Origin of the sequence: Maribacter sp. 1_MG-2023 (assembly GCF_030547005.1) — a bacterium.
GTDB lineage: Bacteria > Bacteroidota > Bacteroidia > Flavobacteriales > Flavobacteriaceae > Maribacter.
This window is the reverse complement of record NZ_JAUOPN010000009.1, coordinates 140,069-162,532: the sequence shown is the minus strand read 5'-3', so window position 1 is coordinate 162,532 and position 22,464 is coordinate 140,069. Positions and strand designations below refer to the sequence as shown.

The 22,464-nt window shown below is 35.3% G+C and carries 15 protein-coding genes; 10 read left to right on the top strand and 5 right to left on the bottom strand.

Annotated features, from left to right (window positions below; translation table 11 throughout):
- The first annotated feature begins 22 nt into the window (after positions 1 to 22).
- Both Q4500_RS11870 and Q4500_RS11865 read left to right on the top strand, forming a co-directional pair.
- The gene (locus Q4500_RS11870) at positions 23 to 1,732 is read left to right on the top strand and encodes a phospho-sugar mutase (protein WP_303599876.1); all 1,710 of its coding nucleotides are present in this window, start codon (positions 23 to 25) and stop codon (positions 1,730 to 1,732) included.
- A complete protein-coding gene (locus Q4500_RS11865) occupies positions 1,732 to 3,558 on the top strand; it encodes an ABC transporter ATP-binding protein (protein WP_303599875.1) in 1,827 nt (608 codons plus the stop codon). The genes Q4500_RS11870 and Q4500_RS11865 overlap by 1 nt, the downstream gene beginning before the upstream one ends.
- Before the next feature lie 47 nt (positions 3,559 to 3,605).
- On the opposite strand, the gene Q4500_RS11860 is transcribed toward Q4500_RS11865, so the two are convergent.
- Positions 3,606 to 4,190, bottom strand: a complete 585-nt coding sequence (locus tag Q4500_RS11860) for a hypothetical protein (RefSeq protein WP_303599874.1) — start codon at positions 4,188 to 4,190, stop codon at positions 3,606 to 3,608.
- A gap of 140 nt (positions 4,191 to 4,330) precedes the next feature.
- Between Q4500_RS11860 and Q4500_RS11855 the strand changes: the two genes are divergently transcribed.
- Genes Q4500_RS11855 through Q4500_RS11845 form a run of 3 tightly spaced genes read left to right on the top strand, consistent with a single transcriptional unit; the run spans position 4,331 to position 5,843 of the window.
- Positions 4,331 to 4,873 (top strand): RNA polymerase sigma factor, encoded by a 543-nt coding sequence (locus Q4500_RS11855; protein ID WP_303599873.1) that lies wholly within the window; start codon positions 4,331 to 4,333, stop codon positions 4,871 to 4,873.
- Positions 4,874 to 4,906: 33 nt separating this feature from the next.
- Positions 4,907 to 5,413, top strand: coding sequence for a hypothetical protein (locus Q4500_RS11850; RefSeq protein ID WP_303599872.1), 507 nt, complete (start codon positions 4,907 to 4,909; stop codon positions 5,411 to 5,413).
- Positions 5,406 to 5,843: a hypothetical protein gene (locus tag Q4500_RS11845; protein ID WP_303599871.1), complete on the top strand. Its 438-nt coding sequence runs from the start codon at positions 5,406 to 5,408 to the stop codon at positions 5,841 to 5,843. Before Q4500_RS11850 ends, Q4500_RS11845 begins: the two co-directional genes overlap by 8 nt.
- Here the strand turns inward: Q4500_RS11845 and Q4500_RS11840 are convergent, their stop codons facing one another.
- Entirely contained in the window at positions 5,844 to 6,866 is a 1,023-nt protein-coding gene (locus tag Q4500_RS11840) for an oxidoreductase (protein WP_303599870.1), read from the bottom strand.
- A gap of 157 nt (positions 6,867 to 7,023) precedes the next feature.
- On the opposite strand from Q4500_RS11840, the gene Q4500_RS11835 reads away from it, so the two are divergent.
- Positions 7,024 to 8,238, top strand: coding sequence for an RsmB/NOP family class I SAM-dependent RNA methyltransferase (locus Q4500_RS11835; RefSeq protein ID WP_303599869.1), 1,215 nt, complete (start codon positions 7,024 to 7,026; stop codon positions 8,236 to 8,238).
- Between the two features lie 79 nt (positions 8,239 to 8,317).
- On the opposite strand, the gene Q4500_RS11830 is transcribed toward Q4500_RS11835, so the two are convergent.
- Together Q4500_RS11830 and Q4500_RS11825 are read right to left on the bottom strand one after the other, a co-directional pair.
- A complete protein-coding gene (locus Q4500_RS11830) occupies positions 8,318 to 9,910 on the bottom strand; it encodes an amidohydrolase (protein ID WP_303599868.1) in 1,593 nt (530 codons plus the stop codon).
- 171 nt (positions 9,911 to 10,081) lie between these two features.
- Positions 10,082 to 10,456, bottom strand: a complete 375-nt coding sequence (locus Q4500_RS11825; protein ID WP_303599867.1) for a helix-turn-helix domain-containing protein — start codon at positions 10,454 to 10,456, stop codon at positions 10,082 to 10,084.
- A 276-nt stretch (positions 10,457 to 10,732) separates the two neighbouring features.
- Between Q4500_RS11825 and purL the strand changes: the two genes are divergently transcribed.
- Positions 10,733 to 14,452 carry a phosphoribosylformylglycinamidine synthase gene (purL, locus tag Q4500_RS11820; RefSeq protein ID WP_303599866.1) on the top strand — a complete coding sequence of 1,240 codons (3,720 nt, stop codon included), beginning with the start codon at positions 10,733 to 10,735 and terminating at the stop codon, positions 14,450 to 14,452.
- A 79-nt stretch (positions 14,453 to 14,531) separates the two neighbouring features.
- On the opposite strand, the gene Q4500_RS11815 is transcribed toward purL, so the two are convergent.
- Positions 14,532 to 17,129 carry a T9SS type A sorting domain-containing protein gene (locus Q4500_RS11815; protein WP_303599865.1) on the bottom strand — a complete coding sequence of 866 codons (2,598 nt, stop codon included), beginning with the start codon at positions 17,127 to 17,129 and terminating at the stop codon, positions 14,532 to 14,534.
- Between the two features lie 254 nt (positions 17,130 to 17,383).
- Here Q4500_RS11815 and Q4500_RS11810 point away from each other — a divergent pair, with 254 nt between their 5' ends.
- The 3 genes from Q4500_RS11810 to Q4500_RS11800 all read left to right on the top strand — a co-directional run bounded on the left by Q4500_RS11810 (position 17,384) and on the right by Q4500_RS11800 (position 22,412).
- A complete protein-coding gene (locus Q4500_RS11810; RefSeq protein WP_303599864.1) occupies positions 17,384 to 19,156 on the top strand; it encodes a long-chain fatty acid--CoA ligase in 1,773 nt (590 codons plus the stop codon).
- 385 nt (positions 19,157 to 19,541) lie between these two features.
- Complete coding sequence (locus Q4500_RS11805) at positions 19,542 to 19,973, top strand: MarR family winged helix-turn-helix transcriptional regulator (RefSeq protein WP_303599863.1); 432 nt, start codon at positions 19,542 to 19,544, stop codon at positions 19,971 to 19,973.
- A 33-nt stretch (positions 19,974 to 20,006) separates the two neighbouring features.
- A complete protein-coding gene (locus tag Q4500_RS11800) occupies positions 20,007 to 22,412 on the top strand; it encodes a 3-hydroxyacyl-CoA dehydrogenase/enoyl-CoA hydratase family protein (protein ID WP_303599862.1) in 2,406 nt (801 codons plus the stop codon).
- Positions 22,413 to 22,464: the final 52 nt, after the last annotated feature.

Genomic DNA, 22,464 nt, shown 5'->3' with positions numbered 1-22,464 from the left:
TGCACATAAAACTATAAACCAAATGGATAACATCCTTGATACCGCAAAAACCTGGCTAACCGATTTTTTCGACCCATCTGTTAAAAAAGAAATTGAACACCTTATCGCCAACGATAAAGAAGAACTGAACGACCGTTTCTATAAAAATATGGAATTCGGTACCGGTGGTATGCGAGGCGTTATGGGCGTGGGCACCAATCGTATTAACAAATATACATTGGGTAAAAGCACACAGGGCCTTAGTAATTACCTTAATAAGGCATATAAAGACGAAGAAATTAAGGTAGTTATTGCTTTTGATTGTCGTCATAATAGTGATACGCTAGCTAGAATTGTAGCTGAGGTATTTTCTGCAAACAATATTAAAGTATACCTTTTCTCAGATTTGCGTACTACTCCAGAACTTTCGTTTGCAGTTAGACATTTAAATTGTCATGCCGGTATTGTACTTACAGCATCTCATAACCCACCAGAATATAATGGGTATAAGGTATATTGGACAGATGGTGGACAAATTGTACCACCACAAGACGGAGCTATAATTTCTGAAATTAACTCTCTTGACTTTGAAGATATAAAGTTTAAAGCAAATGATAGCCTTATTCAAGTAATTGACAAGGAAGTTGATGAAGCTTTTATTTCACAATCTGTAGCTGCAGGAAACTTTAATGCTGCCGGTAAAGATGATTTTAAAATTGTTTTCACATCACTACACGGAACTTCAATTACCGCTATACCAGAAGTATTAAAACGTGGCGGATATGAAAACGTAACTATTATAGAAGAACAAGCTAAACCTGACGGAAACTTCCCAACGGTAAAGTCTCCGAATCCAGAGGAACCCGAAGCGCTTTCTATGGCTGTTAAAAAGGCTGAAGAAATTGGTGCTGATATGGTTGTAGGTACAGATCCAGATAGTGATCGTTTAGGTATTGCCGTTCGTAATCTTGATGGAGAAATGGAAATAGTCAACGGAAACCAAGCAATGGTTTTAATGACAAAATTTCTTCTTGAAAAAAGAAAAGAAAAAGGATTCAAAGGCAATGAATTTATTGCAACTACTATAGTTTCTACCCCTATGATGGAAGCTATGGCCAAAGCATACGGCGTTGAATTTAAAACTGCACTCACAGGCTTCAAATGGATTGGTAAAATGATTAAAGATTTCCCTCAATCAGATTTTATTGGTGGTGGTGAAGAAAGTTTCGGTTATATGGTTGGTGATTTTGTTCGTGATAAAGATGCGGTTACTTCTACCCTATTGGCGTGTGAAATTGCTAGTCAGGCTAAAGCTAATGGTAGTTCTTTCTACAAGGACTTAATTCAATGTTATGTTGATTATGGCTTCTACAAAGAGCATTTAGTGTCTATAACCAAAAAAGGTATTAGTGGTGCAGAGGAGATTAAGCAAATGTTGAAGGACTTTAAAGAAAATCCGGTGGAATCTGTTGCTGGCTCTAAAGTAAAGTGGATTGAAGATTACAACACTTCAATTGCTAAAAATGTATTGACTGGCGAAGAGAAAACTATTGATATTCCAAAATCTAATGTTTTAATTTACGAAACTGAAGACGGAACTAGAATAGCAGCAAGACCAAGTGGAACGGAACCTAAGGTGAAATTCTACATTAGTACAAATACAAAATTAGAAAAAACTGAAGATTATAAAAAAGTGGCAGCAGAACTTGACAATAAGGTCAAGAGTATTCTTGCTGAGCTTAATTTAGCTTAATGAATTATTTCAAAAAGATTCTTCGCTTTGCGAAGCCCTACAAGATATATGCTATTTTAAATATTATATCTAACGTCTTTTATGCACTGTTTTCAACATTGGCGATGATTTCATTATTTCCAATGTTGAACGTGCTTTTTAATCAAACAGAAAAAATTTACATAAAACCAAAATGGAATGGTATTTCTGATTTAAAGGATTTTGTTACCGACTCTTTAAACTTTTATGTTACCGAACAAAGCGAGCATAGCGATCCAGGCGAAGTACTTATGTTAATGGTAGGATTAATAATTACGATGTTTCTTCTAAAGAATCTTTTTAATTACCTAGCCATGTACTTCATTACATTTCTGCGTAATGGTGTACTTAAAGATTTACGAAATGAATTATATGACAAAACAGTAGAATTACCAATATCCTATTATTCTGAAAAAAGAAAAGGTGATACTATTGCCCGTATAACATCCGATGTATTAGAAATACAACATTCTTTTTTATCTATATTAGAACTAATTATAAGAGAACCACTTACAATAATTTTTACGATTATAGCCATGTTAGCTATTAGTCCGAAATTAACATTATTTGTATTTCTATTTCTTCCGGTTTCAGGATTTTTAATTTCATTGATAGGCAAATCTTTAAAACGAAAATCTGACAAGGTTCAAAATGAACAGGGTTACTTCTTATCTATATTAGAAGAAACTTTAGGGGGATTACGAGTCATTAAAGCCTTTAACGCGGAATCGGTATTCGCCAAGAAATTTCAAGCGTCCACCAAAAGATTTTTTAATTTTTCTAATAGCCTGCTCAATAGACAAAATTTAGCATCGCCGACAAGTGAATTTTTTGGTATTGCTGCTATCGGAGTCATTCTTTGGTATGGAGGACAAATGGTACTTGTAGATAAAACACTTGAAGCTGAACTCTTTATAACGTATATGGCATTGTCGTATCAAATACTAACGCCTGCAAAATCTATTAGCAAAGCTTCGTATAGTGTCAAGAAAGGAAATGCAGCAGCAGAACGTGTTTTAGAAATATTAGAGACAGAAAACCCGATTTCTGAAATTGAAAATCCTATTCAACAAGAAATTTTTAATACAGCCGTTAACATCAATAATATCTCTTTTAAATATGAAGATGATTATGTGTTGAAGAATTTCAACTTAACTGTTGAAAAAGGCAAAACAGTTGCCTTAGTTGGACAATCTGGTAGTGGAAAAAGCACCATTGCTAATCTTGTAACTCGCTTTTACGACGTTAATAAAGGAGACATCAGTATTGACGGTAATAACATCAAAAACCTCAGTAAAAAATCGCTTCGTGGTTTATTGGGCTTGGTTACTCAAGATTCTATATTATTTAATGATACGGTAAAGAACAACATCGGATTAGGAAAAGAAAGTGCTACCGACGAAGAAATTATTGCAGCCGCTAAAATTGCAAATGCACATGATTTTATAATGGATTTACCTAATGGCTACGAAACTAACATTGGCGATAGCGGTAATAAATTAAGTGGCGGACAAAAGCAACGTTTGTCTATTTCAAGAGCGGTATTAAAGAATCCGCCTATAATGATATTAGACGAAGCTACATCTGCTTTAGATACCGAAAGCGAGCGCTTGGTACAGGACGCTCTTGAAAAGATGATGAAGAATAGAACTTCTATTGTCATTGCACACAGGCTTTCTACCATTCAAAATGCAGATACGATTGTAGTACTTCTAAAAGGCGAGATTGTTGAGCAAGGTACTCATGCTGAACTTTTAGAGCTCAATGGCACATATAAGAAACTAGTGCAAATGCAATCGTTGGTATAAGTTTTATACCTGATTATTTTTAATTTTTTTTACGAATAAGGCTTAAACTATCGAACAACCTTTATATCTACAATCATAATTTGACCATCGTTACTCTTCATTTTAATAGCACCTTTATGACCCGCTGCATTCTCAAATAAAACAATAGTCGGATAATCTTGTGGTCCCATTGCCTCATCTTCATTTTCAATTACTAAATCTATAAGCGAACTTTCATCAGCAATTGCATCAAATACTTCAACAGTCATCTGATCAGCTGTATTTTCCATTTTAGTCGTTGTACCACCTTCTATTTGCTCATCTTGGAACAAATCATCAGGGCTCATCCAAAATAAGAATCCGCGATTTGACGGACTCATATCATACCATGCTAAATCAATAGTTGGCGCTATTTCAGCATCAATTTCATCATAAGAATACAAATCGCCTGTGGTTGTAGAAAAAAAACGTTTAGTATTCAATCCTTCTGTATCTACTTCAAATTCAATATTTTCATAAAGTACAAAACTAGCAAGTTCTATAGTTTCCTCTTCGTTTTGTTCCATCACATCTTCATCGTCATCACTACATGAGATTACAGAAAATGAAATTAGAAAAAGACACATCAACAAAAAGCTCTTCTTTAAAATCATAAAATTAAGTTTTGGTTTATTTTACAACGGATAGATTATATAATTATTAGGATACTTATTAAAAAGTATCAAATACCTTACATAATGATTAAACCTTTCCCTAATTTCATAGTCCAAGTAAAAACAAACCTCATTTCTAGGTGATTGAAGAGGAAACATTAGTATTAAATTTAAAAACTAAAAGCAAGCAAGCTCAGGCTTTTGAGGTATTGATAGATACCTACAAAGAGCGCTTGTATTGGCAAATACGAAATATCGTCTTAAGCCATGACGATGCTGATGATGTTCTGCAGAACACTTTTATAAAAGTTTATAAAAATATAGACGGATTTAAAGGAGACAGCAAACTCTTTTCTTGGATGTACCGTATTGCAACTAACGAGGCTTTGAATTTTATTAAGCAAAGAGTAAAAATGCAAGGTGTTTCAGATACTGACTATCAAGATAAATTAGTATCTAATTTAGAAGCTGATGTATATTTTGAAGGAGATGAAATTCAGCTTCAACTTCAAAAAGCTATTGCAACACTTCCTGAAAAACAAAAGCTGGTTTTCAACATGAAGTACTTTCAGGAATTAAAATATGAAGAGATTTCAGAAATACTGAATACTTCGGTAGGCGGATTAAAAGCTTCGTATCATTTAGCAGTAAAAAAATTGGAACAGTATTTAAAAGAAGATTAAACCTTTTATACAATTGATTGTCAAACTTGTATCATGAACAAAAACAAAAATAATCCGTTTAAAACTCCAGAAGGCTATTTCGATAGTTTTGAGGATAAACTTATGGATAAATTATCTAAAACCGAAAGCACTATCCCAAAGGATAGCGCATTTAAGGTGCCTGATAATTATTTTGAATCGTTCAATGAATCTCTTATAGGAAAACTTGATAATGAACCAAAGGTAATTCCGCTTTTTCCAATTAAAAAAATAATAACTGTAGCTGCTTCAATTGCCGCTATTGCAATTATTGCTTTAAATTACAATTGGAGCTCATCAAGTGAATTAAGTTTTAGTAATTTAGCCAATACTGATATTGAAGCTTATTTTGAAAATAACGATTTTGAGCTTTCACCTTATGAGATTGCTGAAGTTTTACCAGTAACGAATACTGAATATTCAGATTTTTTAAGTTCGCCTATTGAGAGCGATAACCTACTAGATTACTTAAATGAAAACGTAAGTGATTTTGATGAATTTAATATTGAAGACAATGAATAAACTTATAATAACCATATTCTTATTTGTAACAACCCTTTCTTTCGGGCAAAGAAACCATGATTGGGAGAAGATAAACACGCTAAAAGTAGCTTTCATTACCGAAAAACTTTCCCTAAGTACCAAAGAAGCTCAAGAGTTCTGGCCTGTTTATAATGAGTATCAAGAAAAAAGAAACGTTTTACGCAAAAAAAATCACAATCAGATTAGAGGTAAAATGAAAGATGCTGATGCGCTGACAGAAAAAGAGGCAGAAAACCTATTAGCCTTACATATACAAATTGAGGAAGAAGAAGAAGTATTGGATACTAACTTTCTAAAGAGTGTAAGCAAAGTTATTTCTGCTAAAAAAACACTCTTACTTTTAAGATCTGAAGAAGAATTCAAACGCCAATTAATGAAGCAGTATCGCCAGAATAAAGGTGGTAGATAATTACCTGAAAGTTAATTTAGATATACGATTCTTACCAGCTGCATAGGCAATAGAATCGTTTTTAAAACGTATGGTAAAGAAAGGCTCTTTTGATAGTTCTTTCCAACTAATTCCAATATCTAATGAATACGATATTCCTGTAAAACCAATAGCTACGAGCCCAGTTCCGTTTGTACCCGGAACAAATTGTACACAACTTTTATAACCTGGGGTATTACCGTTAGCTACCAAGCTCCAAGTTTGTCCACCATCTTTTGTGATTGCTTTGTTAGCCATTGCATTATCCGGATTAGTGTAATCTCCGCCAATTGCAAATCCTAAATTTTCATCATAGAAATCAATGGAGTAAATACCCTCTGTTGCTTCGGCATTTTTAATAGGAGTTTGATAAGTTTCCCATGACTTGCCTTTATCCGAAGAAAACAGAATTCTTCCAGATGTGGTAGCCAACCAAATGTTATCACCTATTGTTTTGATATTTGTATTACTAGCCGCAAAAGCCCCTTCACCTTCTATACCTTCTGGTAATTGTGAACATGGTAGCTTAGACCACGTGTTTCCACCATCCGAAGTAGTTAGTACACTTAAGCATCCGTCGACAGAATCTCCTATTGCAATTCCGTCTTTATCATTCAAAAAGGTCATAGCATCATAAAAAACGCCTTCTCCCTCCTCTTTATACACCAATTCCATTCGACCATTATCTCCCGTTTTGTACAATAGTGCTGGCGATTCTATAGAAAGCATAAAAAAATCGGTAGATGTATGTGCCACTGCTCTAAATGCCGGTACGCTCGTACGGTATTTTTCAATATTCGCACGAACTTTACCAGTAGCTAAATCTATAGTACCAAAAGTGCCTTTATTAGCAGCGAAGGCTAAACTATTACCCATAAGTTCAATAGCTCTAATGCTTAAAGAATCTGAATATACTGTTTCTATATCCACGGTATTAAAAGTAGTTGGCTGCACACTTTCTGAACATGAAACCATCAAAACAATCAAAAGAAAAGTATAACGCATGGTATTCTGGTATAAAGTTCATCAAAAATAAATGGAATCGCTTCTAAAACAATACCTTTGCAGCCATAATTTTTTGGAGGACTAAAGCCTATCTAATCGATAATCAATACTATGACGGCTTCAAATCTTCTGACCATGTAAAATAATATCACTTCTAATGAAATTACACAGAAATTTGGTGTTTGCCGTAATCGACGCCTTAAACCTAATATTTAACGAAAATGAATACGCCGATAAGGTGGTTCAAAAAGTACTACGATACGACAAACGTTGGGGCGCTCGAGACCGTGGCTTTATTGCGGAGACAACCTACGAAATGGTACGTTACAAGCGTTTATATACCGAAATTGCAGAAGTCAAAGCTCCTTTTAGCAGACCAGACCTGTTTCGTATGTGGGCAGTTTGGGCAGTTTTAAAAGGTATTAGTTTACCAGATTGGAAACAGATAGAACCAACACCAGAAAGAAGAATTAAAGGTAAATTCGACGAGCTTTCTCAAATAAGAAAATATAGAGAGGCTGTGCCAGATTGGATCGATGAGCTATGCGTAAAAGCTTTGGGTGAAAAATTATGGACCGAAGAGTTAGCTAAACTTAATGTACCTGCAGATGTAATTTTACGTACGAATACATTAAAAACTAACAAAGAAGAATTACGTAAAGCACTGTTAGAAGAGAATATAGTTGCTGAACCTGTAAAAGGCCATCCTTCTGCATTGAAATTGGTCGAGAGAGCAAATGTATTTGTTACTCAAGCTTTCAAAAACGGAATGTTCGAAGTTCAAGATGCTTCGTCTCAGTTGGTTGCCGAATTTTTAGATGTTGAACCTGGGCAACGTGTTGTTGATACATGTGCCGGTGCTGGCGGCAAATCTTTGCACTTAGCAGCGTTAATGGAAAACAAAGGTCAATTGATTTCTATGGATATTTACGGAAGTAAATTAAAAGAACTTAAAAGACGTGCTAGACGTAATGGCGCTCATAATATTGAAGTACGTGAAATAGATTCTTCTAAAGTTTATAAAAAACTTTATGGTAGCGCCGATAGAGTTCTTATCGATGCACCGTGTACAGGATTGGGAGTTCTTAGAAGAAACCCAGATTCTAAATGGAAAATGCAACCGGAGTTTCTTGACAAGATTGTGAAGACACAACACGATATTATTAGAAGCTACAGTAAAATTGTGAAACCAGGCGGTAAAATGGTTTACGCTACCTGTTCTATTCTACCTCAAGAAAATAGCCATCAGGTTCAGTCTTTCTTAAAATCTGAAGAAGGAAAAGATTTTACCTTGGTGAAAGACAAAAAAATATACGCTTCTAAAAGTGGGTTTGACGGATTCTACATGGCTTTGCTAGAGAAGAAAATCTGACTAATCTTTTATACAACTTAAAAAGCCTTTCAGTTCAATTGAACTAAAAGGCTTTTTTTTATGGATAGTATTCAACAATCTAATCTTTCAATGTTGGGTATTCGATACCTAATTGCTCTAAATATGTATCGTATTTGGTTTCATCGTAATAGAACTTTTCTAATTCTGGTCTAAACTGATCTTGCTTGCCTTTATTTAAATAAATTGGCGGCATATCACTTTCAGAAATCATAGGCTGATACTTAGTATCTTTCTGTTGTTCATTATTGAAATAGTCCCACGCACCTTTCATTAAATCTGGTTTCAATAAAAAGTCAAGTATTGTCATTGCTTCCACCTTTGCCCCTGCTACCACTCCTTTATGGGCTATTGGTGTTGCCATAGCTATCGCATTACTCCAATGATGACCTTGCAGACCAGGTATGTTAGAAGGGTACCTCAACGTTACCGTAGGCACTTTCCAAGACACATCACCAATATCATCGGAACCACCACTAATTGGCTCTAAAACTGGCAGCCCCAATTCATCCAATTTCATTGGTAATCCTTCTATTTTTTCTGAATTCACTTCGGTTTGTACTGCTTTTGCCAACTGTTGATCAGCATCTGACCATTTTGGCAGTCCAACCTCCTTTATATTAGAATACATAGTTTCTGCAATGACCTTATTATAATGTCTTGGCCATGCCGTTCCCAAAACTTTAGAGGTCATGGTTGTACCTGTCATTAATGCTGCACCCTTTGCCATATCGTTTGCTATGGCATACATCTCCATGATTCCCTCATACTTTATATCTCTAAAATAGAACCAGATAGCTGCTTTAGAAGGCACGACATTTGGCTGATCACCAGCATCAGTAAATATTGAGTGTGAACGCTTTAAGGGATGTAGATGCTCTCTCTTATAATTCCAAGCTACATTCATTAATTCTGCAGCATCTAAAGCACTTTTTCCTCTCCACGGAGAACCTGCGGAATGTGCCGCTTCACCATCAAAGGCATATTCAACTGATATTAATCCCGTACCTCTTGTTGGTCCGTACGAGACTCCAAGATTATTACCAACGTGGGTAAAAATACACATATCTATATCATCAAAACGACCATCTCTAACATACCATGCTTTAGCAGCAACAAGCTCTTCAGCTATACCCGGCCAAACTAGAAGTGTACCCCCAATATTCTCACGCTCCATAATTTTTTTTACCGCTAGGGCGGATGAAATATTCATTGGAATACCCGAATTATGACCTTCGCCATGTCCCGGAGCTCCTTCTACTATTGGTTTGTGATATGCCACACCTGGATACTGGGATGCCTTTGGAATACAATCTACATCACTACCCAAAGCAATTGTTGGTCCTTCACCATTGCTCCAAGTTGCAAACCAAGCAGTAGGAATTCCTGAAATGGAGTTTTCGATTTCGAATCCGTTTTCGGCTAGTATTCCTGTGAGATATTTAGAAGATTCGATCTCTTGAAAACCTAATTCTGAAAAACTAAAAATTTTATCGACCATTACCTGAGATTGTTTTTTATTCTCTTCAACAATAGCGGCAACCTCCGTTTTCAGTTTCTCAATTTGCTTGTTTGATCTTTTCTTTTGTGCGTACACGCCACTAAAGGCGAATAAACAACATGCGAATGCACACAGCGTAGTTCTTTGTTTCATGGTGGTTATTTGAATTAGTTGCTAGAAGTTACATAAATTGATTGTGACGCGTGCGCAAACCACCAATTTTTATCTAATTCAAAACCAGAGCAATCAATTTTGCTGTAATTAGGATTTTACATGGCATTAAAATTCACATTCGAAAACTTATGAGATTATTCTAAAGAGTAATTAAAAAAGTGGCAATTGCTGATTTTTTGGAGCTTCTTGCACTTCAGGTATTTCAATTTTCTTTTCCAATTGCTTTTGCCCCCAACGGTTCATTGCCTGCACAACCGGAAGCAATGATTTACCTAACGGCGTCAACGTATATTCTACTCGTGGCGGAATTTCGCCATACAAGGTACGATCAAGAATACCCGATCGCTCCAAAGACTTTAATTGCTTACTTAACATTTGGCGATTTATACCCTCAATTTCTGCAAAAAGCTTATTAAATCGATTAGTGCCTTTATTTATATGATACAGAATTATAGGCTTCCATTTACCACCTATCATATCCATACAATAATCAAGTGCCTGTGCATCATTATTTTGCTTTGCCATGCTATTTTAATTAATCCTTGAACCCTCCTTAGTGGTTATACTATACAATCACCTTAAAGTCCAATAAACATACTAATATTTTATTTACAGTAAAAATCTAATTCTCATACTATAAAGTAAAACTTTATGTAATTAATAATTGTGATTGATAAAGGTAAAACAAATTCTTACTATTTTCATTAACAATTACTGTTTAAAAGTGTTTCAGATTACCGTAAATAGTAACTAGTAAAGTCTTAATTTTGTATTTCAAAAATCAATACCAGACATACTACAATGATTCACTTTTTTGGGGAACCTAGCAAAAAGGTTTTTGCGGTACAGACCGCGAAGGAACTTTCATCTGAAGATATAAGTAAACTTATATGGTTGTTCGGCAACCAACCTAAAATAAATGCGGCGTCTCTTGACGCCTTTTTTGTTGGTCCAAGAGCCGCTATGATTACTCCGTGGAGTACGAATGCAACAGAGATTACTCAGAATATGGGTGTTTCTGGAATTATTCGGATTGAGGAATTCAATGCCATAGATGAAAAATTTACAGGATTCGACCCAATGATTTCTCAGAAATACAGCACTCTAAACCAAGAGGTTTTTGATGTTCATGTAGCACCAAAACCTATATTGGATATTGAAGATATTGCTGCTTTCAACAAACAAGAAGGTTTAGCTCTTAATGATGAAGAAGTAGGATATCTTGACAACCTCAGCAAAAAACTTGGTCGAAAATTAACTGATTCTGAAGTATTTGGTTTTAGTCAAGTAAATTCTGAGCATTGTAGACATAAAATATTCAATGGTACTTTCGTTATTGACGGTGAAGAAATGCCTTCTTCGCTATTTAAATTGATCAAGAAAACCTCTCAAGAGTTTCCTAATGAAATAGTATCTGCTTATAAAGACAATGTTGCCTTTGTAAAAGGACCTAGAGTAATGCAGTTTGCTCCTAAAACGGCAGACAAGCCAGACTTTTATCAAGAGAAGGAGTTTGACTCCGTAATTTCTATAAAAGCAGAAACACATAACTTCCCTACAACTGTAGAGCCTTTTAATGGTGCTGCAACTGGTGCAGGCGGAGAAATAAGAGATCGTTTGGCTGGTGGTAAAGGTTCTTTACCTCTTGCTGGTACTGCAGTTTATATGACAGCTTACTCTCGACTCGAAAAAGAGAGACCTTGGGAAAAAGGAATGCAAGAGAGAGATTGGTTATACCAAACTCCAATGGATATTCTTATTAAAGCTTCTAATGGAGCTTCTGATTTTGGAAACAAATTTGGACAACCATTAATTACTGGTTCTGTTCTTACATTTGAATATGATGAAGCTTCTACTCCGTTTGACTCATCAAAAGACAAGACTTCGGCTTCGCTCAGTCACCGAAGGCTCGGTTATGACAAAGTGATTATGCAAGCTGGCGGTATTGGCTATGGTAAAATTGAACAAGCAATAAAAGACAAGCCTGAAACAGGTAATAAAATTGTAATTCTAGGCGGTGACAACTACCGAATTGGAATGGGTGGTGCTGCTGTTTCTAGTGCAGATACTGGCGAATTCAGCTCGGCTATCGAACTAAACGCCGTACAACGTTCTAATCCTGAAATGCAAAAAAGAGCTGCTAATGCTATTCGTGGTATGGTAGAAAGCGATGTAAACACTATCGTTTCTATTCATGATCATGGTGCTGGCGGACACTTAAATTGCTTATCTGAATTAGTAGAGGAAACTGGTGGTAAAATAGATTTAGATAAATTACCTGTTGGTGATCCTACCCTATCTGCTAAAGAAATTATTGGTAACGAATCTCAAGAACGTATGGGTCTTGTCATCGGTAAAAAAGACATCAAACACCTAAAGCGCATTGCTGAACGTGAGCGTTCGCCAATGTACGAGGTTGGTGATGTTACTGGTGATGACCGTTTTACTTTTGAATCTAAAACCAACGGTGCTAGGCCAATGGATCTAGCTTTGTCTGATATGTTCGGTAGTTCTCCTAAAACGGTCATGACCGATAAGACGGTTATTCGTGATTATAAGAATGCAGATTATTCTTTAGAATTCTTCCATGATTACCTAGATGCGGTTCTTCAACTTGAAGCTGTTGCTAGTAAAGATTGGCTCACAAATAAAGTGGACCGTTGTGTTGGTGGTCGTGTAGCAAAACAACAATGTGTTGGTCCGTTACAAATTCCTCTAAACAACTGCGGAGTAATGGCGTTGGATTTTAAAGGAAAAGAAGGAATTGCCACAAGTATTGGGCACTCCCCTATTTCTGCTTTGATCGATCCTGCTGCCGGTAGTAAAAATAGTATTGCAGAATCATTAACCAATTTAGTTTGGGCTCCGTTAAAAGACGGATTGGCTTCTGTATCACTTTCCGCTAACTGGATGTGGCCTTGTAAAAACGAAGGTGAAGATGCTCGTCTATATAAAGCCGTACAAGCTGTTTCTGAATTTGCTATCGATTTAGGCATTAACGTACCTACAGGAAAGGATTCTCTTTCCATGAAACAAAAATATAAAGATGGTGATGTTATCTCTCCTGGTACCGTAGTTATTTCTGCTGCTGGTAACTGTAGCGATATCACTAAGGTTGTTGAGCCTGTTTTACAGAAAAATTCTGGTTCTATTTATTACATCAACCTATCTAAAGACAATTTTAAATTAGGTGGCTCGTCGTTTGCACAGACTAGAAATAGTATTGGTAACGAAACCCCAACAATTACTGATTCTGCTTACTTCAAAACTGTTTTTAATACGATTCAATCTTTAATTAAGGAAGATAAAATCGTTGCCGGACATGATGTTGCTTCTGGCGGATTGATTACGACTTTGTTAGAACTTTGTTTTGCCGATACAAATTTAGGAGCTCAATTAGACCTAACCGAACTTGGAGAAGCAGATACAATTAAGGTATTGTTTTCTGAAAATGCAGGTATTGTTTTTCAATCTAAAGATGATAGTATTGAAGCGATTTTGAAATCTAAAAATATAGATGCTAAGAAAATAGGAACCGTTACCAATGAAGCCACCCTTACCGTTAAAAACAATGGTATGGAAATGGGACTCAACATTGAAACCCTTCGTGATACTTGGTTTAAAACATCGTACTTACTAGACAATCAGCAAACTGCAAATGGTTTGGCTAAAGATAGATTTGATAATTACAAGGTTCAGTCTTTAGCATATAAATTCCCTTCTGCAACACCGTTACAACTTCCAAGTCGAAGTTTAAGTGGAGCCGAAATGAGACCAAAAGCAGCGATTCTACGTGAAAAAGGAAGTAATTCTGAGCGTGAAATGGCAAATGCTATGTATTTAGCCGGTTTTGATGTAAAAGACGTTCACATGACCGATTTAATTTCTGGTCGTGAGAATTTAGAAGATATTCAATTTTTAGGTGCTGTTGGTGGTTTCTCTAATTCTGATGTGCTAGGTAGTGCAAAAGGATGGGCAGGTGCTATTAAATACAACGAGAAAGCAAATACGGTTATTAAAAACTTCTTTGCTAGACCAGATACATTATCAGTTGGTATTTGTAATGGTTGCCAGTTGTTTATGGAGCTGGATTTAATTAATCCTGAGCATGAATCTCATGGTAAAATGACGTACAACGATTCTCATAAGCACGAGAGTAATTTTACATCAGTAGAAATTCAGAAAAACAACTCTGTAATGCTTTCTTCTTTAGAAGGTAGTAAACTTGGCGTTTGGATCTCTCATGGTGAGGGTAAATTTGCCTTACCACAGTCTGAAGAGAGTTATGATATTGTTGCTAAATATGGTTACGAAGGTTATCCGGCAAACCCGAATGGTAGTGATTTCAATACCGCAATGCTTTGCGATAAAACTGGTCGCCACTTAGTAACGATGCCACATATAGAACGTTCTATCTTTCCATGGAACTGGGCACATTATCCAGAGGATAGAACTGATGAAGTTTCACCATGGTTAGAAGCGTTTAAAAATGCTAAAACGTGGGTTGACAATCAGAAATAGAAATTGCATATTCATAAAAAAGCAAAAGCTGTGCACTCCCAAGTCTGGGGTACACAGCTTTTTTTACAACCAAAACGTATTATCTAACCAACAATCTACCGCTCCATGTTTTTTCACTAGAGTTTTGTAATTTGTATAGGTATAACCCAGGAGATAGGTCTTTTCTGTTTATTGTTATTTCATTCTGCCCTGCGACACTTTCACCTTCCATATGATGGTTACCAAGTAATCTACCACTCAAAGAGTAAATGTCTAATTGATAGGTATCTGCCTTTTCTTCAAAAAAGTATAAGCTAGAACTTTCTATCATTGGGTTCGGATATACAATCGACTTATTCAAATCTGAATCTACAAACTCTTGACCAAGCTCACGATTATGAAAATCTATATGCTGTAACTCCATAGACTTCTCTTCTGCATACCCATTTTCGGCAACTAGATTAAATGAAAGCACTTTTATATCAGAGAAATCAGTACCTGCATCTGAGTCATTTTTAAAATCGGTTGCAGATAAGGTATATTCATCCATTTCACTTTCTAAACTGATGGTTGTTTTATAAATTGAACCATCACCTTTTATCAACTGCACATCTAAATTCCCCGTTCCTTTTGCCTCAAAACTTACTTTGTTATATTCACTTAAATCGACAGCTGCAAACCTCGGACTCAAAGCACGGTACACTCCTAAATAGTTGCTAGTATTCCCTTCTAATTTTATATTTCTTTCAATAGGATATCCCTCACCAATATAAGGACCATCCGCAGGTAATACTTCATAAGTAGCTACAGTTGTTTCTTCGGCAGAATCATCTAAGCCCCAAGGTGCATCGGCAACAAAAAGATCATCTGGTGTCATACCTAATCCAGCACTTATTCTAAATCCTAAATCGAACAAGGTTCCTGTTTTTAGGGATACGGAATCTAAATACCCATCTATTTCTGCAGTTACCCCTAATACTTCAGTATCACTAGTTTCAGTTAATTTTAATCCGCCCTCTAGATTAATACTTTGAGAATTATTATTGTTCACTAAATTCAATAAAACTTCTCCATTCTTATAGCTAGCAGACTTCACGAAAACTGGCGGCGGAGTCGATCCATTATATTGTGTGATAGCTGCATTAACCTCTAAAAGATTTAAAATTTCGTCTGCTAATAACAGTAAATCATCTACCGAATTTGACCATATCTGAAAATTATAATACCCAGTATCACTAGCATAAGCATCAATATTCCAATGCGATTCAATGGTGAAATTATTGTCAGCATTTACCCTAGCTGAAAAAGTCAAGGCAAACTCAAGACTACCATCTGGTTGCTTAATAATGGACTTTATAAAATCTTTTTCTCGTAACTGAATATTCGAAACAGATAATAATTGTGCCCCTAGAAAACGGTCGCAGATAAACTTACTATGCTCATAAACCTTATTATCTGTTTTAATGACCATTAAAGACCCTAAATTTTCAGAACCATTTAAATAATCTACAGAGTATATATCTGATGCATTCGTTAAATCCAGTAAATCGCTTGGTGAAGATTCTATGGTACTTGTTTCTCCAACAACGCCCAATGGCACTAAGGAATTTAAAGGAATTTCATTAATTGCTGTTTTAGAGCTTAGACCATAAAAAGTATTCTTTACCACCTTCTTGGCATTTACTTTATCAAAAACATAATTGGTTTTTGCTCTATTAAAGTTTCTTTTGCTAATTAAATTCGCTAACCTATCATTACTTTCTAATCCACCTTTATTGGCGCTAGAAGTTGTAACTATTACAGGACAAGCAGCAACACCTGAACACGAAGGATCATCACAATCTACTAATCCGTCACCATCATCATCTATACCATTCATACAATCCTCTTGTGGTACAGGTGCAGTGGGACAACGCGCACCATCATTACTAGATGCTGCAGGACCGAATGCAAAAATATTTGAATTCATGTTTCCGTCCGTAATATTTTGGACTTCCTCAATTTTGTAAACTGAACCGGTTTGGTTGGCAGAGATATAGAAGTTACCATCAACATCAAAATAGACTGCGCCAAAAGTATAGCTTAGCCCTTCTATAATAGGCACTTCACCTAAATTGTAAACTTTACCAGTTTCAGGATCTATTTTATATAAAATTCTACTTCTACCCTCTACAGTATACAAATTACCGTCGGCAGCATTAAAAGCCCAATCAGCTATTGACAAACTCTGACTTAATTCGAAAGCTCCTAAATATTCAAGATAAGTTGGTGAATCAGGATTAATATCAACCTTAAAATAAGAGGAACCACCTGCCTTAAAATAATAAACACCATTTGGTGATATATCACCAACATACTTATTACCTGTTGGTAATGCGGGTATGGTATATTGATCTACCGTATAATTTTTTCCAATTCGTACTATTGTACTAGATGGTGTCGATAAATATCCCCATAAATAACCGTCTGTTGGGTTGTAACCTACACCGTTTACATTACCAGGAGTAATATTTTCTGCTACTAAATAAGAGCTACCTGATGCCAAGTCTAATGCATAAATATCATTATATTGAAACAGATAAGCATTAAAATCACAGTTAAAAGGTTCTGCCTGTGCGTTCATATTCCAACTAGAAAGAGCTATAACAATTACAGAAATTGAGTTTAAGAATATGTTTTTAAAGTATTTTTTTTCCATGTTATCGACGATTTGGGATTTATCTCACTGCTCAAATCTAATAGATATATTTAAAGAATTTTCCTACAAACATGCGAGATGTATACATAACACGCTCAAATACAATTTATTGTAGATGAATGGCTAAATTCGATACATTACATTGTAATAGTCTAGAATTAAGAATATTGTAACAAGATGCTAGTTTATTTAACAATACAATTTTAAAATATCGAGTTCTTTCACTATTTTGCAATTCTTATTAGAAATTACATATGCAGAAAGTTACCCGTCTTTTTGACTTCCCTTATTACCAACTTGAAAAACATGCTTTAAAAGAGGCGTTGGTGTCAAAAACAAATGGAGAGTGGATTAAAACCTCTACTCAAGAATATATAGACAAAGCAAATGCCATTAGCCGTGGGCTTTTACGCCTAGGGGTTAAACCTAATGATAAGATTGCCGTAATATCACTTACCAATAGAACTGAGTGGAATATTATGGACATCGGTATTCTTCAATTGGGCGCACAGAATGTACCTATTTACCCAACAATATCTGAAGAAGATTACGCTTATGTACTTAATCATTCTGAAGCAAAATTTTGTTTTGTTTCTTGCGATGAAGTGTATGAAAAAGTACTTTCAATTAAAGATCAGGTCAAAAGTCTAGAAAATGTTTATTCTTTTGAAGAGCTATCTAGTGGCGATAATTGGAGTAAGGTTTTAGAATTAGGTGCAGATACTTCAAACCAAGACGAAGTTCAAAAATTAATGAATGCCGTAACACCAAATGATTTGGCTACCTTAATTTATACATCAGGTACAACAGGCAGACCTAAAGGTGTTATGCTTTCTCATAACAATCTTGTATCAAACGCTATTGAGAGTTCTAAGCGATTCCCGATTGTAGACGGAAATACAAAGGCATTAAGCTTCTTACCGCTATGCCACGTTTATGAGCGAATGTTAATTTACTTATATCAATTTAGAGGTGTTTCTATTTACTACGCTGAATCATTAGATAAAATAAGCGATAACTTAAAAGAAACTAGTCCGCATGTAATGACTGCGGTTCCTCGACTTTTAGAAAAGGTATATGACAAAATATATGCAAAAGGTACCGAGCTTACCGGCATTAAAAAGAAACTTTTCTTTTGGGCCGTTGACTTGGGTCTTAGATATGAACCATACGGTCAAAACGGATGGTGGTACGAAACGCAACTTTCTATAGCCAGAAAATTAATTTTCAGTAAGTGGAAAGAAGGTTTAGGCGGAAACTTAGGTTTAATCGCATCTGGTAGTGCAGCTTTACAACCACGGTTATCTAGAATTTTCAATGCTGCAGAATTCGGACTAATGGAAGGGTACGGATTATCTGAAACTTCACCCGTAATTTCAGTTAATGACATGCGCGAAGGCGGATTCAGAATTGGTAGTGTTGGTAAACCTATTGACCGCACTGAAGTTAAGATTGCTGCAGATGGTGAAATCTGTATCAAGGGTCCTCAAGTTATGCTAGGCTATTATAAAGATGAAGCAAAAACCAAAGAAGTTATTGTTGATGGCTATTTCTTAACCGGAGATATCGGTGAATTAGATAGTGACGGATTCTTGAAAATTACGGATCGTAAAAAGGAAATGTTTAAAACCTCTGGTGGTAAATATGTCGCTCCTCAACTTTTAGAAAATAGATTTAAACAATCGCAATTCATTGAGCAAATTATGGTAGTCGGTGAAAGTGAAAAAATGCCCGCCGCATTAATACAGCCAAATTTTGAGCATATTAAAGAATGGGCTAAAAGAAAGAATATTGCTGTAGGTGATAATATCGATATCGCAAAAAACGAAAAAGTTATTGCAAGAATTGATGAAGAAGTTGCTTTAGCTAATGAAAATTTTGCCAAATGGGAGAAAATTAAACAGTTTAGATTGACTCCTGAAGTTTGGAGTATGGAAGAAGGACACCTGACACCTACTATGAAAATGAAAAGAAAGATAATTAAGCAAAAATATATCACCCTATATAATGATATTTATGAGCATTAAATAATGCTTTTAAGTTTAGAAAATTTTAATTTTTTTAAAATTGAAATTCATAATATATACCACATTTCAACTTGTAAAACCTAAAAAGGTTTGTTGATATGTGGTATTGTTGTTTTAGCTATTAGGTCTTTACTATTTAAGTATAGTTTTCAATAATCCCATTATTAGCTGCCAAAGCATTCAGCTATTTATTGCTGACACTACCTAGCCAAATACAATACTTTTAGCTATTTTTAGTTTACCCATAGCGTAGTGAATCAAATCGTTTTAGCAAACATCTTACCACATAACATACTATTACTGTAAGATTTGAACATTATTATTTTACCAATTTATTATGCATGCATAATAAATTTTCTTATATTTGGGAACCAACTAACAGAGTATGAAAGAAGCAACGATAGATTATGCGTTGAGAGCTACATGGCAAGCAGTAGCTAGAATGTATAATGAAGAAGCAAAGAATTTTGATTCTACTATGGCTGTTGGTTTTACATTATTAAGTATCGACCCTAAATCAGGTACACCTTCAACTTCATTAGGTCCAAAGATGGGAATGGAGGCTACCAGCCTTTCTAGGATTTTAAAAAGTATGGAACAAAAAGGTCTTATTTTAAGAAAACCTAACCCTAAAGATGGTAGAGGCGTTCTTATTTATTTAACAGACTTCGGACTAGAAAAAAGGAACGATTCTAAAAGTACAGTTCTTAGATTTAATGAGGCAGTAAAAAATGAAGTGACAGATGAAAAACTAGATAGTTTTTTTGAAGTAACAGATGCCATCAATAAACTTATTGCAGACAAAAAATTATTTTAATACAACTTATCAAATTAATACAGCATAAAGTACATGAACAAGCACATTAAAAAAGTAGCGGTCATTGGCTCAGGAATAATGGGTAGTGGTATAGCCTGCCATTTTGCAAATATTGGCGTAGAGGTTTTATTGTTAGATATTGTTCCTAGAGAATTAAATGACAAAGAGAAAGCGAAAGGTTTAACCTTGCAAGACAAGGTAGTTCGGAATAGAATGGTAAATGATTCTTTAACGGCAGCTTTGAAATCAAAACCATCTCCTATTTATCATCAAAAATTTGCTAACCGTATTACTACAGGTAATATGGAAGATGATATTTCAAAAATATCTAAAGTTGATTGGATTATTGAGGTTGTTGTTGAACGTTTAGATATCAAAAAACAAGTATTTGAAAATATTGAAAAGTACCGTACTCCGGGTACTTTAATTACTTCTAACACTTCTGGTATTCCTATCAAATTTATGTCTGATGGTAGAAGTGATGACTTTCAAAAGCATTTTTGTGGTACCCACTTTTTTAACCCTGCACGTTACTTAAAACTTTTTGAGATTATCCCTGGTCCAAAAACAGATGCTGATGTATTAAGCTTTTTAAATGGATATGGAGAAAAGTTTTTAGGTAAGACTTCTGTAGTTGCCAAAGATACTCCGGCATTTATAGGTAATAGAATTGGAATCTTTAGTATTCAAAGCCTTTTTCATATGGTAAAAGATATGGATATGACCGTTGAAGAAGTTGATAAGCTTACCGGTCCTGTAATCGGTAGACCAAAATCTGCTACATTTAGAACTGTTGATGTTGTTGGGTTAGATACTTTGGTACATGTTGCCAATGGTATTTATGATAACTGTAAAGATGATGAGCGACACGATTTATTTAAACTACCAGGTTTCATCAATACCATGATGGAGAACAAATGGTTAGGTAGTAAAACAGGACAAGGTTTCTATAAGAAATCGAAAGACGCAAAAGGTAAAACTGAAATATTAACGCTTGATTTAGGTACGATGGATTATCGTTCTAAAAAGAGTGCAAAATTTGCCACGTTAGAATTAACAAAAACGGTTGATAAAGTTGTTGATCGCTTTGCTGTACTTTGTGGCGGAAAAGATAAAGCAGGTGAATTCTACCGTAAGAGTTTTGGACAGTTGTTCGCTTACGTTTCTCATAGAATACCTGAAATTACAGATGAGCTTTATAAAATTGACGATGCCATGAAAGCTGGTTTTGGCTGGGAACATGGTCCATTCCAAATTTGGGATGCTGTTGGTTTAGATAAAGGTCTTGAATTTATTAAAGCTGAAGGTTTAGAAGCTGCAGCATGGGTTCAAGAAATGAAATCTGCTGGTAAAGAATCTTTTTACTCAGTAAAAGAAGGAAGCACCTATTTCTATGATATTCCGAAAAAATCCATGGAAAAAATTCCTGGACAAGATTCATTTATCATATTAGATAATATTAGAAAATCTAAAGAAGTATTTAAAAATGCCGGTGTTGTTGTAGAAGATTTAGGTGATGGAATTTTAAATGTAGAATTCCAATCTAAAATGAATACCATTGGTGGTGATGTTTTAGCTGGCTTGAATAAAGCAATAGACATGGCCGAAAAAGATTTTCAAGGTTTGGTTGTTGGTAACCAAGCTCCGAATTTCTCTGTAGGTGCAAATATTGGTATGATTTTCATGATGGCAGTCGAGCAGGAATATGACGAGCTTAACATGGCTATTAAAATGTTTCAAGATACCATGATGCGTATGCGTTACTCTGCTATTCCAACAATTTCTGCCCCTCATGGTATGGCATTAGGTGGTGGTTGTGAAATTTCACTACATGCAGATAAGGTTGTTGCGGCAGCTGAAACTTATATGGGACTTGTAGAATTTGGAGTTGGTGTTCTTCCTGGTGGAGGTGGCTCTAAAGAGATGGCATTACGTGCACAAGATACCTTTAAGAAAGGTGATGTTGAATTGAATGTATTGCAAGAATACTTTTTGACCATAGGTATGGCAAAAGTATCTACTTCAGCCTACGAAGCTTTTGATTTGGGATTACTTCAAAAAGGTAAAGATGTTGTAGTGGTTAATAAAGATCGTCAAATTGCAACTGCAAAAGCACATGCTATTTTAATGGCAGAATCTGGATACACACAGCCAGCAGCCCGAAACGATATCAAAGTTTTAGGTAAACAAGCTTTAGGTATGTTCGTTGTAGGTACAGATGCTATGGAAGCTAGCCACTATATTAGCGAACACGACAAGAAAATAGCAAACAAGCTTGCTTATGTAATGGCAGGTGGTGATTTATCAGAACCTACATTAGTATCTGAGCAATATCTATTGGATATAGAGCGTGAAGCTTTCTTATCATTATGTACTGAGAGAAAAACTCTAGAACGTATTCAGCATATGTTGAAAACGGGTAAGCCATTACGTAACTAAAATTACGTAGCTGTTAGCCTGTAGCAATTAGCTATCGGTCTATTATAAAACA